Origin of the sequence: Ruegeria atlantica (assembly GCF_013032455.1) — a bacterium.
Lineage (GTDB): Bacteria > Pseudomonadota > Alphaproteobacteria > Rhodobacterales > Rhodobacteraceae > Ruegeria > Ruegeria atlantica_B.
The window spans coordinates 546,226-560,246 of sequence record NZ_WQCF01000002.1 but is presented as its reverse complement, the minus strand read 5'-3'; the positions used below and the strand labels follow the sequence as shown (position 1 = coordinate 560,246).

General features: G+C 57.3%; 10 protein-coding genes and 1 tRNA gene. 3 read left to right on the top strand and 8 right to left on the bottom strand.

Going from position 1 to position 14,021, the window contains the following annotated elements; all coding sequences use genetic code 11:
* Positions 1-31 precede the first annotated feature (31 nt).
* The 7 genes from queG to GOW93_RS06730 form a co-directional block, all read right to left on the bottom strand.
* The gene (gene queG, locus GOW93_RS06760) at positions 32-1,069 is read right to left on the bottom strand and encodes a tRNA epoxyqueuosine(34) reductase QueG (RefSeq protein WP_170382485.1); all 1,038 of its coding nucleotides are present in this window, start codon (positions 1,067-1,069) and stop codon (positions 32-34) included.
* A 71-nt stretch (positions 1,070-1,140) separates the two neighbouring features.
* Entirely contained in the window at positions 1,141-1,806 is a 666-nt protein-coding gene (gene fzlA, locus GOW93_RS06755; RefSeq protein WP_170382483.1) for an FtsZ-binding protein FzlA, read from the bottom strand.
* Between the two features lie 58 nt (positions 1,807-1,864).
* On the bottom strand, positions 1,865-2,599 hold the full coding sequence (gene mtgA / locus GOW93_RS06750) for a monofunctional biosynthetic peptidoglycan transglycosylase (protein WP_170382481.1): 735 nt from the start codon (positions 2,597-2,599) through the stop codon (positions 1,865-1,867).
* A 39-nt stretch (positions 2,600-2,638) separates the two neighbouring features.
* A complete protein-coding gene (locus GOW93_RS06745; RefSeq protein ID WP_170382479.1) occupies positions 2,639-3,589 on the bottom strand; it encodes a Hint domain-containing protein in 951 nt (316 codons plus the stop codon).
* Between the two features lie 187 nt (positions 3,590-3,776).
* Positions 3,777-8,309: a glutamate synthase large subunit gene (gltB, locus tag GOW93_RS06740; protein WP_170382477.1), complete on the bottom strand. Its 4,533-nt coding sequence runs from the start codon at positions 8,307-8,309 to the stop codon at positions 3,777-3,779.
* Entirely contained in the window at positions 8,306-8,743 is a 438-nt protein-coding gene (locus GOW93_RS06735; RefSeq protein WP_170382476.1) for a GFA family protein, read from the bottom strand. Before GOW93_RS06735 ends, gltB begins: the two co-directional genes overlap by 4 nt.
* 27 nt (positions 8,744-8,770) lie before the next feature.
* Complete coding sequence (locus tag GOW93_RS06730; protein WP_170382474.1) at positions 8,771-10,204, bottom strand: NAD(P)-dependent oxidoreductase; 1,434 nt, start codon at positions 10,202-10,204, stop codon at positions 8,771-8,773.
* A gap of 230 nt (positions 10,205-10,434) precedes the next feature.
* On the opposite strand from GOW93_RS06730, the gene GOW93_RS06725 reads away from it, so the two are divergent.
* Positions 10,435-11,238 carry an undecaprenyl-diphosphate phosphatase gene (locus tag GOW93_RS06725; RefSeq protein WP_170382472.1) on the top strand — a complete coding sequence of 268 codons (804 nt, stop codon included), beginning with the start codon at positions 10,435-10,437 and terminating at the stop codon, positions 11,236-11,238.
* On the opposite strand, the gene GOW93_RS06720 is transcribed toward GOW93_RS06725, so the two are convergent.
* Positions 11,239-12,222 carry a complex I NDUFA9 subunit family protein gene (locus GOW93_RS06720; RefSeq protein WP_170382470.1) on the bottom strand — a complete coding sequence of 328 codons (984 nt, stop codon included), beginning with the start codon at positions 12,220-12,222 and terminating at the stop codon, positions 11,239-11,241.
* Positions 12,223-12,420: 198 nt separating this feature from the next.
* Between GOW93_RS06720 and GOW93_RS06715 the strand changes: the two genes are divergently transcribed.
* Together GOW93_RS06715 and iadA are read left to right on the top strand one after the other, a co-directional pair.
* Positions 12,421-12,507 (top strand) — tRNA-Leu (locus tag GOW93_RS06715).
* A gap of 309 nt (positions 12,508-12,816) precedes the next feature.
* Positions 12,817-13,977 (top strand): beta-aspartyl-peptidase, encoded by a 1,161-nt coding sequence (iadA, locus tag GOW93_RS06710; protein WP_170382468.1) that lies wholly within the window; start codon positions 12,817-12,819, stop codon positions 13,975-13,977.
* The last annotated feature ends 44 nt before the right edge of the window (positions 13,978-14,021 follow it).

The window sequence follows — 14,021 nt, the reverse complement described above, 5'->3', positions numbered from 1 at the left end:
TGGACCGACACGTCCAGCCTGTTTGCGGCACTTATGACAATCGTTGCACCGCCCAGCGCGCAGCGTCGGCAACTGTGGGGTCCAGATCATCGGTCAAACCCTGCGCGACGGGCCGAAGCTCGGACATACCCGAGTTTCCGATGGCGTACAGCACATTGCGGACAAATCGGTCCCGTCCGATCCGCTTAATCGGAGAGCCCGAGAATTTCGCACGAAAAGCTGCATCATCCAGCATCGCCAGTTCTGCCAAAGGCGGCGCTTTCAATTCGTCCCGGGCGGCATACCGAATGTCACTCGCCGCAACTGCAAACTTGTTCCAAGGACAGGCTGCCAGGCAATCGTCACAGCCATAAATCCGGTTGCCCAACTTGGTACGCAAGCCTTCGTCGACCGGCCCCTTGTGTTCAATAGTCAGGTAAGAGATGCATCGCCGCGCATCCAATTGATATGGGGCCGGAAAAGCATCGGTCGGGCAGGCATCCAAACATGCCCGGCACGAGCCGCAATGATCGACCTCGGCCATATCGGCAGGCAGGTCCACAGTGGTAAAAACAGACCCTATAAAAGCCCAATTGCCCCAGTCCCGGCTTACCAGATTAGTATGCTTGCCCTGCCAACCCAATCCGGCTGCATGACCCAAAGCCTTTTCCGGCACTGGCGCGGTATCGACAAACACCTTCACCTCACCCCCAGCTTCGGCGATCAGCCAACGCGCCAACCGCTTCAGCCGCTTCTTGACCAGATCATGGTAATCCTTGTTCTGCGCATAGACTGAGATTGCCGCCTTGTCCGGGTAGCCCAATACCTCAGTCGGATCATGTTCAGGCGTATAACTTTCGGCCAGCATGATGACAGATTGCGCCTCGGGCCAAAGCGCCGCCGGATCGCCCCGCCAGTGGGACCGCTCGGCCATCCACCCCATTTGACCATGATACCCAGCCTGTAAAAACGCGTCCAACCGGGCCGGAACCTGCGGCACATCCCACGGACGACAGATACGACAGGATACAAATCCTTCGTTCAGCGCCTGCGCCATCAACTTTTCCTTTAAACCCGATCCGCTCTTCATCTGGCTAAAAATATCCTCGGGGGAATCGCGCAACTGCGCGATGGGGGGCAGACAGCCCCCTTTTTACACTATCAGAAATCCAGATCGGCGTAATGCGGCGGTGGCCGGAAGCCGGGCACTTGATCCGCCAGAATAGACCGGAATGCCGGTCGGGATTTAATCTTGGCATACCAATCCTTAACCGCCTGAGAACGGTTCCAATCCACATCCGAAATGTAATCCAACGCCGAAAGATGCGCAGCAGCGGCAAAATCCGCCAAGGTCATCTGATCCCCTGCCAGCCAGCGCCGATGATCCAGCAGCCAAGCCATGTAATCCAGATGGTATTTGATTGCGCGGGCCCCTTCCTTGACGTTCTTACTGTCCGGATAGCCCTCACCCGTGACCTTCTTGTTAACCCGCTCATACAAAAGCTTAGAAGTCACCTCGTGGTGGAACTTGTCATCGAACCACCCCACCAGCCGGCGCACCTCGTATCGCGCCTCGGCCGTCTTTGGCATCAGCGGAGGCTCAGGTCGGGTTTCCTCGATATATTCGCAAATCGCAGCACTTTCCGCCATGACATGTCCATCCAGACGCAGCACTGGCACTTTGCCAGCAGGGTTGCGACGCAGGAAATCCGGGTCTTTCTCCCAGTATTTCTCTTCGACCAGCTCAACCTCGATCTTTTTTTCTGCCAGAGACAGGCGGACCTTACGGCAATAGGGGGACAGGGGAACATGAAACAGTCGCGCCATGGGCTTCCAATCGAACCAGTGAATACCCCCCAGCTTTAGCCTTGAGGGGCGATAAGTTTCAATCCTCGAAACAATCCGCGCGACCATCTGCGCGGATGGTGGCCGCTCCTTCCAGGATGGACGCCGCCCGCCTGCGGGTGAACACCGAAGGGTCGGTGACCGACCGTTTGCGGGGCGAGGGCAGAATGGCAGCAATCCGCGCGGCCTGTGTCGGCGTCATGTTTGCAGCACTGACACCGAAATTGTGCTGTGCCGCGGCCTCGACCCCGAACACACCGGTCCCGGTTTCGGCCACATTCAGATAGACCTCGAGAATGCGCTGCTTACTCCAGAAAATCTCGACAACAGGTGTAATCGAAGTTTCCAGCGCCTTGCGCACCCAACTGCGGTCCTGCCACAGGAACACGTTCTTTACGACTTGCTGAGTAATCGTGGACGCCCCGCGCGAACCGCCATCCTCCAACGCATCGCGGATGGCTTCGACATCAAATCCCCAATGCCGGCAGAAGTTGGCGTCCTCGGCTGCAACAACAGCACGGGCCATGACCGGAGAGATTTCTTCGATCGGCACCCAGTCACGTTCGACCTTGCCCAACCGGCGCCATTCAGACCAGATTGTATGGGTTATTGGCGGATTCACCACCGAATAGAGCATTACCAGACCAACGAAAAAGACCACGACGCCCAACAGGACACGCGTAACCCATCGACGAATCCGCGATAGGGTCTGTTTCTTAGCCTTCGACGCCTTGCTTTTCTTACTGCTCGACTTGCGCGCTGCTTTCTTTGCCATCCTGTTGCTATACGACGCGGCGGGCCGGTTTGGAACGGTTTATATCGCCAGCGCGCGGGCCTCGCGCGGGCGGATGACCGGGCGCGCGGTTTCCGGCAGCACCGGATTACGAGAACGCAGTTCCGGGAACAGACGCAATACCTCGTCCTGCGTGTCCTGCTCCGCCTGGGAAATTGCGTGGCCCGGATAATAGCTTTCGCTTTTAGCCCCGTTGGCTATGACGATCTCATGCTGTGCAAACAAAAGGTGGATGTATTCGACCTCACCACATTCGACGCGCGTGACAGTGCGCCCGTTAACCAGGCAATGCGCCGCAATCAGCACCTCGGAATGTCCAAACAAATAAGGCGCGCGCCAGTCAGCAATCAGCATTCGATGCTGCGGAGATACGGTCAACGGTTGATTCAGTCCCAATACTCCGGCCTCGAATCGGATGGGGGCCAGTTTACCCTGCGCCTGCACCTTGGTGCGCCCCATCCAAAGTAAGGGCTGGTCGCCATGATCTGTGGTGGTGATTAAATCCCCTACTTTTAAATCCTCGATCAATCGAGGCCCCTCGGGCGTGCCGATCATCGTGCCAGGCGTGAAACAGGGCGGGCCAAGATCACCATTTGCAATATTGACGGACCCGAATGAGGCCCCCGTATCGCTGGTATCTGTAATGGACGAACTGACGAAAGCACCGTCCTGCAGTACCTGGCCATCGGTGGGTGTAAACACCTCACGCCCATCGGCCAGATAAAACGTCACACCGGTATAAGTGACCTGAGTGCCGTCGCCTAACTCAACAGTTACCATGTCGTTGAAAAAAGAGGATGTGATGTCGACACCATCAACGGAATCGTCGTTCAAGCGATTGATCAGGTCATTATCGTTCTGATCGACAATATCAAACTTCTGCACCGTCAAAGTCGAGCCAGGCACCGTGCCATTGGCTCCTGGATTGGCCGGGTCCAGCACAAAGAACTGATCCGTATAGGTCATCGGCATGCGACTGCTTTCACCTCCTTGTCTCTCTGGGCTGCAATCTGCCTGCATCTCCCAAAAGAACTATGGCCACAACTAAACGTGGTCGGCATTAAATCGCAATTAACGAGGGGAAATTACTTTAAGACAAGGAAAACCCGCGTGCTTTTCGTGACACGCGGGCTTTGTTGTGTTCGGATGATCGCCTGGCTTATTCAGCCGGAACTGCTTCTGCTTCGTTGGTCAGAGGATGGCTGAGCTTGTTCAGCATCTCTTTCGGGCAAACCTGCAGGAAGTTGGCTTTTTCCACATCCCAATGTTGCAGAATGTCAGCGGCCTTGCGGCTGAAGGTCTCAGACTGATGGGTTTCGATCATCGATTTCAGCTGATCTTCCCAATGGTCGACGGTCACCGGGCAGGTCACCAGCGTTTCCATGTTCATCAGCTTTTCGGCCTTGCCTTCGGGGTCGTACAGATAGGCCATGCCGCCCGTCATGCCCGCGCCGAAGTTGGCACCGATATCTCCCAGAATCACAGCCACACCGCCGGTCATGTACTCACACCCGTTCGAGCCACAGCCCTCGATCACCACTTTGGCGCCCGAGTTCCGTACCGCAAACCGTTCACCGGCGCGGCCGGCAGCGAACAGGTACCCATCGGTGGCCCCGTACAGGACGGTATTGCCGATGATGGTGTTGTCATCCGCCTTCAGCGGGCTGACTTGCGGCGGGCGCACGACGATCATGCCACCCGACAGGCCCTTGCCGACATAGTCGTTGGCATCGCCCGACACTTCCAGCTTCAGACCCGGTGCTGCAAAGGCTCCCAGCGACTGACCGGCCGAGCCCTGCAGCTTCACGTGCAGGTGGTCGGACTGGAAGGTGTTCCGCATGCCGAAATTCTGCACGATGTGGCTGGAAACACGGGTGCCCACGGTCCGGTGCGTGTTCTGCACTGCGTAAGACAGCTGCATCTTCTCGCCGTCTTTCAGGAACCGCGCCGCATCGCGCACGATCTCGGCGTCCAGCGTGTCAGGTACTGCATTCCGATCCTTGTCACGGTTGTAGACGATGTCATGCGCACCATCGACAGTGATCAGCAGCGGGTTCAGGTCCAGATCATCCAGATGTGCCGAGCCACGGCTGACCTGAGCCAGCAGATCGGCCCGACCGATGATCTCGTCGATCGAGCGCGCACCAAGGCTGGCCAGCAGCTCACGCACTTCCTGCGCGTAGAAGGTGATAAGATTCACAACCTTATCCGCGTTGCCGGTGAACTTAGCGCGCAGGTCCTCGTCCTGCGTGCAGACACCGACCGGGCAGGTGTTCGACTGGCACTGACGTACCATGATACAGCCCATCGCGATCAGGGCGGCGGTGCCGATGCCGTATTCCTCAGCCCCCATCATCGCAGCCATAACGATATCACGACCGGTCCGCAGGCCACCATCGGTCCGCAAGGTCACGCGGTCGCGCAGATTGTTCATCGCCAGAACCTGATGCGCTTCGGTCAGGCCCATCTCCCACGGCAGCCCGGCATATTTGATGGATGTCGCAGGCGATGCGCCCGTGCCGCCATTATGGCCCGAGATCAGGATCACATCCGCCTTGGCCTTGGCCACACCAGCAGCAATCGTTCCCACGCCCGAGGACGCCACCAGTTTCACCGTCACCTTGCAGCGCGGGTTGATCTGCTTAAGGTCATAGATCAGCTGCGCAAGATCCTCGATCGAGTAAATGTCGTGGTGCGGCGGCGGCGAGATCAGGGTCACGCCCTTAGTCGAATGGCGCAGGCGCGCGATCAGGTCTGTCACCTTCATGCCCGGCAACTGACCACCTTCGCCCGGCTTGGCACCCTGCGCGACCTTGATCTCCAGCTCTTCACACTGGTTCAGGTATTCGGCAGTCACCCCGAACCGGCCCGAGGCAACCTGCTTAATTTTCGCTGACGGGTTATCACCATTGGGTTCCGGCACAAAATGCGCCGGATCTTCACCACCCTCGCCACTGTCGGATTTCGCACCGATCCGGTTCATCGCCACGTTCAGCGTCTTGTGCGCCTCGGGCGACAGCGCGCCCAGCGACATGCCCGGCGTGACAAAACGTTTGCGGATCGAGGTGATCGATTCGACCTCTTCAATCGGCACCGGCTTGCCTACGGGTTTGAAGTCCATCAGGTCACGCAAATGGATCGGAGGGTTCGACTGCATCTTGGCCGAATACTGCTTCCACAGCTCATATGAGGCTCTGTTACAGGCCATTTGCATCATGTGCATCGAGGTTGCTTCCCACGCGTGGGTCTCACCCGACTTGCGCGCCTTGTAGAAACCACCAATGGGCAGCACGTCCAGACCGCTGGTCCAGCCCTTGGCATGGATTGCCTCGGCCTTGACCCGGATTCCGTGAATACCGATGCCCGAAATACGACTGGTCATACCCGGGAAATATTCGGCCACCATGGCACGGCTAAGGCCGACAGCCTCAAAATTCAGGCCACCGCGATATGACGAGATAACCGAGATACCCATCTTGGCCATGATCTTGAGCAGGCCCTGGTCAATCGCCTCGCGGTAGCGGGCCACATTCTCGGTCAACGAACCGTCCAACAAGCCGCGTTCAATGCGGTCAGCCAGCGAATCTTCGGCCAGATAGGCGTTCACCACAGTCGCACCGCAGCCGATCAACACCGCAAAGTAGTGCGGGTCGATACATTCCGCCGAACGCACATTGAGCGAACAGAAGGTCCGCAACCCCTGGCGGGTCAGATGGCTGTGCACCGCACTGGTGGCCAGAATCATCGGCATCGCCACCTTGTCCGGCCCAGAATACTGATCAGTCAGAACCAAATGCCCGGCACCCGAGCGCACTGCCTCCTCAGATTCGGCTCTAATACGGGTCAAAGCACGATCCAATGCTCCTTCGCCGGGCTCAAAGCTACAGTCGATCTCGGCCAATGGAGAGTTGAAATTCTCGACCAGAGTTTCCCACTGAGCATTGCCGACAAAGGGGCTTTCCAGAACGATGATCTCGGTCTGGCTGCTGTCTTCGTCCAACACGTTCTTAAGGTTACCGAACCGCGTCTTCAGCGACATCACGCGGTATTCACGCAAACTGTCGATCGGTGGATTCGTTACTTGGCTGAAGTTCTGGCGGAAGAAATGGCTGAGCGGGCGGTATTGTTTGGACAGCACGGCCGAAGGCGTGTCATCGCCCATCGAAGCCAGCGCCTCTTTGCCATCCTCGGCCATAGGCGCCAAGATTTGCTCCAGTTCTTCAACCGAATACCCGGCAGCGATCTGGCGCTTGCGCAGCTCCTCACCTGCAAACAGGGGCCGTTCGGTCACACCGCTCAGCGTAGCATCCAGATCGTTGATCTTACCAACCCATTCGCCAAATGGCAGCGCACGGGCCAGTTTGTTCTTGATCTGCGTGTCGCGGTAGAGCTTGCCCTTTTTCATATCTACGGCCAGCATCTGCCCCGGTCCCAGCGCGCCTTTTTCGGTCACGGTGGCTTCGTCAATTGGCACCATGCCCGCCTCGGACCCCGCGATGACCAGACCATCGCCCGTCACCACATAGCGCATCGGACGCAGGCCATTCCGGTCCAACCCGGCACAGACCCAACGGCCGTCGGTCATGGCCAATGCGGCGGGGCCGTCCCAAGGTTCCATCACCGAGTTGCAGTAAGAATACATGTCACGCCAGGCCTGCGGCAGTTCCACCGCCTGCTTGGACCAGCTTTCCGGCACCAGCATGGTTTTCGCCATGGGGGCAGAACGCCCAGCGCGGACCAGAACCTCAAAAACAGAGTCTAACGCAGCCGAATCTGACGATCCTCCTGCGATGATCGGTTTGATATCATCGGCATAGTCTCCAAAGGTCGAGGACGCCATGCGGATTTCGTGGCTTTTAACCCAGTTGATGTTGCCCTTCAGCGTGTTGATCTCGCCGTTATGGGCCAACATGCGGAACGGCTGCGCCAGCCACCATTGCGGGAAAGTGTTGGTCGAATAGCGCTGGTGATAAATCGCAAACGCCGATTCAAAGCGTTCGTCCATCAGATCGGGGTAGAACACTGCAACCTGCTCGGCCAGCATCATGCCCTTGTATATGATCGAGCGGCAGCTGAGCGACGCCAGATACAAACCGGAAATCCCTGCAGACGCGGCGGCTTTTTCGATGCGGCGACGGATGACATAGAGCTCACGCTCGAATGTCTCCTCATCAACGCCCTTGGAATTCGAGATCAGGATCTGCTCGATCTCGGGGCGGGTCGCGTTTGCCTTTTCGCCCAAGCAGGTTACGTCCACCGGCACATGGCGCCAGCCATAGATGTAGTAGCCCATGCGTAAAACTTCGGTTTCCACGATAGTCCGGCACCGCTCCTGCGCGCCGAAATCGGTGCGGGGCAGAAAGACCTGACCAACGGCAATCAGTTCATCCAGATTGGGCTCATGGCCTGTGCGACGGATCTGATCATAGAAGAAGGGGACCGGGATCTGTACATGAATGCCCGCGCCGTCGCCGGTCTTGCCGTCAGCGTCCACAGCACCACGGTGCCAGATTGCCTTGAGCGCATCGATCCCAGCATCCACAACCTTGCGCGACGGCTTTCCGTCAACGGATACAACAAGACCCACACCGCAGGACGAATGCTCTTCTTCCTCGGAATAGAGACCGTTTTCCGCCATCCATTTGCGCTTGGCTTCTTCGGCCCGCACCCAATCGGCATCATATTTGGTCATTGGCTGTCTCCTTCTTCCGGCAGGGCATACATGGCTTCGACCTCGGCTTTGGTCATTTGCCTGCGTTCTCCTTCGAACGCGTATCCCTCGGGCTTTTTGTCGATATAGAGTTCAAGTTTCAGGGGGCTTCCGGTTCCGTTGTCGAACAATCCGGCGGCCATTTGTGTTTGTCCGTGCATTTCCCCGGGCAGGGTGATCCGGTACCACAGCGCCGATCCGCAATCCGAGCAAAACGCGCGTTCTGCCCAATCCGAAGACGCAAAGACCTTGACGGGTCCTAGCGCGGCATATCCAGGTTCGGCCTGAAAGGTCACCAGCATCGAGCTGGTCCAGCGGCGGCACTGATCGCAATGGCAGGCACCCAGCGCGTCGCGCGCCGGGGTGGCAGTCACTGTAACCGCGCCACACATGCATTGGCCTTGCAATTCGGGCATTCGAACCCTCCTGTCGCTGGGCTTGAGTTATTCGGCTGCGACGGCAGCCTTGCTGTTGAAACGGTCGATGATCGCATCGGCGCAGTCGCGGCCGTCGCGGATCGCCCACACCACCAAAGAAGCACCGCGCACAATGTCACCAATGGCATAAACGCCTTCCATCTCGGTCTCGCCGGTCTGGAAAGCTGCCTTGACGGTGCCCCAGCGGGTTACGGGCAGGTCGGGCTGACCGAACAGCGTGGGCAGATCTTCTGGCTCAAAGCCCAGGGCCTTGATTACCAGATCGGCTTCTTCCACATAGTCCGCACCTTCGATCACCTCGGGTGCCTGGCGGCCTGACGCATCCGGTTGACCTAGGCGCATCTTCTGCACCATCACACCAGACACGTTGTCGTCACCGGTGAACCCTTTGGGTGCGCTGAGCCATTCAAAAATCACGCCTTCTTCCTCGGCGTTCTGCGTTTCGCGCTGTGAGCCGGGCATGTTGGCGCGGTCACGGCGGTACAGACATTTGACCGAGGTCGCGCCCTGCCGAATTGACGTGCGCACGCAATCCATCGCGGTGTCACCACCACCGATCACAACGACCTTTTTGCCATCGGCGTTCAGGCGACCATTGTCGAAATCCTCGACCACGTCGCCAAAACTCTTGCGGTTTGAGGCGGTCAGGAAGTCGATGGCTTTTTCGATACCGTTCAGACCGCTGCCCGGCATGGACAGGTCGCGCGATTTATAAACGCCGGTCGCAATAATCACCGCGTCATGCTTGGCGCGGATCTCTTCAAACTTGGCGGCATCCACATCACAGTTCAGGACGAACTCGACCCCGCCATCGGCCAGCAGATCATTGCGGCGCTGCACGATGTCTTTTTCCAGCTTAAAGCCCGGAATACCGTACATCAGCAACCCGCCCGCGCGGTCATAGCGATCATATACGGTGACCTGAATACCGGCACGGCGCAGCATGTCCGCTGCAGCCAGACCACCGGGGCCGCCACCGATAATGCCCACACTTTCGCTGCGCTCAGCAGCAGGCGCGACAGGCTTCACCCAGCCTTTGTCCCATGCGGTGTCAGTGATGTATTTCTCGATGGTGCCGATTGTGACAGTGCCGTGGCCCGATTGCTCGATAACGCAATTGCCTTCGCACAGACGGTCCTGAGGGCAGATGCGGCCACAAATCTCAGGAAAAGTATTGGTGGCTTGGCTGGTTTGATAGGCCTCTTCTAGACGGCCTGTCGCCGTCAGGTTCAGCCAGTCGGGGATATTGTTGTGCAGCGGGCAGTGCGACTGGCAATAGGGAACACCACACTGGCTACAGCGGCTGGCCTGTTCCTGCGCTTTCGCCGACGCATATTCCGCGTAGATTTCATTGAAGTCTTCTTTGCGCACCTCAGCGGCACGTTTTTCCGGCATGTCCCGGTCGATCTGCACAAATTTCAGCATCGGTTGCTTGGCCACGGGTCAGACTCCATGAATTGGCTTGGTCGAGTTTCTTTAAGAGATGTCATCACGAATGAAAAGGCAATAGTGCTGACCTAATTTAGAAAAAATCAATCGATCCGAAAACTATCTGTAAAATAATTGAACATTTTAGTTCCGATTCGGACCCATTAAGGTGCTTTCAATTTCTGCAGCACGCTTATACCCATTTCTCACAAAGAATGCGTGAGGGCAGCACGGCAGGTCAGATGAGTCTTTTCCAGTTGATTCTCACGGCGATTATTCAGGGTATCACTGAATTTCTGCCGATTTCATCTTCGGGTCACCTGATCCTATTGCCCAGCCTAACGGGTTTGGACGATCAGGGTTTGGCCATAGATGTTGCCGTGCATGTCGGCACGCTGGGGGCTGTGGTTCTGTACTTTTGGTCCGACGTGAAACAGGCCGCATCCGGTCTGCCGCGCGCCCTGACAGGGAAGGTCGATACCCCACAGGCGCGTTTGGCGATGGGTCTCATCATCTCGACGATTCCTACCGTTATCGTCGGCACCTTCCTGTTCAATACCGGGCTCAGCCAGTCGCTGCGTTCCATGGCATTAATTGGATGGGCCATGCTGGGTTTTGGATTGCTGCTTTATTGGATGGACCAGAAAGGACCGCAAACGAAGCAGGCCGGTGACTGGGGTCTGCGCGACGCGGTGATCATGGGGCTTTGGCAGGTTCTGGCACTGATCCCCGGCACTTCGCGTTCAGGAATCACCATAACTGGCGCTCGACAACTGGGTTACAGCCGGGAAGACGGGGCGCGAATTGCAATGCTGATGTCGATCCCGACAATCATCGCCTCGGGTGCTTTGTTGTCCGTGGATGTCATTCGAAAAGCAGATGCCCAATTGGCTAAAGACGGCGCAATTGCCGCCCTTTTTGCTTTTTTCGCAGCCCTGTTGGCGCTAAGCCTCATGATGCGCCTGCTGCGCAGCGTCAGCTTCACGCCGTATGTCATCTATCGCGTGATTCTGGGCGCAATCCTGCTGATAATCGCGTACAGCTGATCAGGTCCGCAGGTTGCTGGCCGACTTCTGAATTTCGTCATACTGCCCAGAGGGGCGGAATTTCCACAGATAGTCTGGCAAAACGGATTCCAGAGTGGCCGGTTCGATCCCCAAATCCTCAAAACCTTTGGCGCCCTCAGACACTACATTGTCACGGCGCAGGTTCTTCAGCTGGTCACGCGTCAGGATGTTGTTGGGGAACAGCTGAAAGCTGACGAATTTCGCAATGTCCAGAACACCCGCCATAATCCGCGCGGCCAAGAATGGCATACCCACGATCACGCGGCGGCGATGGATCACCTCCAGCATCTGCTGCATCAGCGCGCGGAAGGTTTTCACCTCAGGCCCGCCCAGCTCATAGATGCCCGCCTCAGCCTGCCCCAGAACACCCTGAACGGCAGCCTTGGCCACGTCATCCACATAAACCGGCTGGAATTTGGTTTCAGCGCCGACCAGAGGCAGGAACGGCCCCATACGGGTCATCCCCGCAAAGCGATTAAAGAACTGGTCTTCGGTACCGAAAATGACCGATGGGCGCAGGATTACCGCGTTCGGCATATGCGCCAGCACTCCGGCTTCACCCTGAGCCTTGGTCCGAGAATATTCGCTGTTTGATTCTGCATCTGCCCCTATGGCCGAGATATGCACGAACCGCTCAACGCCCTGCTCAGCGGCGATCCGCGCGATCCGCTCGGCCCCTTCGGCTTGTACGGTTCCAAATGCATTCTTGCCTAGTTCGTTCAGCACGCCCACGCAGTTCACCACCGCGTCGGCCCCGTGCATGACGGACGCAACCGATGCATCGTCTCGGATGTTGCACAGAATAGGTTCAACCTGACCGACAACACCGTAGGGTTTGACGAACATCGCCTCATTCGGGCGCCGCACCGCGACCCGCACACGCCACCCTTCGTTTGCCATGCGCCGGGCGATATACCGACCGACAAATCCCGATCCACCATAAATCGTGACCAATTTGGACATGAGAGGGCTCCTACTGATAGGTCTTGATCCGATCTACCGCCCAAAGCCCCGGCAAACAAGGCGCAATAACGCCGCGCATCTGGGAAAGAACAGAGACCTCCAAGGCGTTTCGGGCGTGGGCCAAAAAACTTTCAAAAATCTTTCCGAATCTAGTTGACGCCCCCCGTCAGTAGGCTTAAACGCCCCTCCACGACACCTGCCCAGGTGGCGGAATTGGTAGACGCGCTAGCTTCAGGTGCTAGTGTCCGTATGGACGTGGAGGTTCGAGTCCTCTCCTGGGCACCAAATTTTCCGTAAAAATATAAAATTATCAAAACCTTATTTAAGGCCGGATAATTTTTATCCACCTTACAGCCCACCCTTAGACTATCGCTGTGGTTTTGCTGCGTTCCAATTTGAACGGCAGAAGGTGAACATGCGCTAGGGTGTACGGTAACGTCAGCCAAGCGGACAAATTTTCCATCCGCTTCCTTTTCTCAACATCCGCTAGTGCTTGAGTCTGGCATCTGTGCTTTTTCCGCTGTAGGGGATGGTTCTTCTGCTGGTTTTTAGTGCAAGAAAAGATGTCTTCGCTCCTACTGACGGAAATGAAATGTGTTGAAGCTCATCAAGAATGCGCGCCTCTATTCACCTGAACCTGTTGGTTTGGGCCATATTCTCACCGCGGGTGAACGCATCATTTACCTCGGCAGCAAAAAACCCGAATTGCCTGACCAGCTTCAGGCAGAGATCATTGACGTCGAAGGTGCAGCGGTTGTTCCGGGTTTTATTGATGGGCATGCGCATATAACAGGCGGTGGCGGTGAAACCGGACCAGCCAGTCGAGTGCCGCCGCTTGCCCTGTCCTCTTTCACGCGTGCCGGTGTCACTTCAGTCGTTGGAGTATTGGGCACGGACGATCTGACCCGCAACACGCAGACGCTGGTGCAACAGGCCTATGGGTTGCGCGAAGAAGGACTTTCAGCCTGGTGTCACACCGGTGGCTATCACGTCCCACTGACCACCCTCACCGGTTCAGCCCGTGGAGACATTGTGTTCCTTGATCCGGTCATCGGTGTTGGGGAACTGGCGATCAGTGATCACCGGTCGAGCCAACCGACATTGGACGAGTTTCTGCGGATCGCAAGCGAAGCACATGTCGCAGGCCTGATGACTGGCAAGGCGGGGATTGTGCATTGCCATATGGGAGATGGCGAGCGAGGGCTGTCAATGTTGGAACAAGCTATCGCGACCTGCGAAATCCCCGCACGCGTCTTCAATCCAACCCATGTCAATCGCAACAAACCACTCTTCGAACAGGCCGTGGCGCTAGCACGGCACGGATGTTACATCGACGCTACCGCATTCCCCTGCGGACATGTCGAGCCGGGCATCTCTGCTGCTGAGGCCTACATTCAGTTTCGCGATTTGGGCGGTCACTCGGACCGGTTCACCATCAGCTCTGACGGTGGTGGCTGCCTGCCCGCCTTTGACCATGAAGGCAATCTGACACGGTTTGGTGTGGGTTTGTCGGACACTTTGCCAGACACGCTGCGCGAACTCACCAACAGAGGAGTACCAATGCCCGAAGCGCTGGCTCCGCTGACCTCAAATGTCGCCGACCTGCTGAAGCTGCACCAAAAAGGTCGTCTGAACGTGGGTATGGACGCTGATTTGGTCGTTCTTGACGAAAACACTGCCGTGCGGCATGTGATGGCCCGGGGGGAATGGCATGTACGCGACGGCCAGATAGCCCGACGCGGCATGTATGAATAGGTTTGAGCGTCCGCGCGGTCCCCGGTGGCTGCCCGCTATAACAC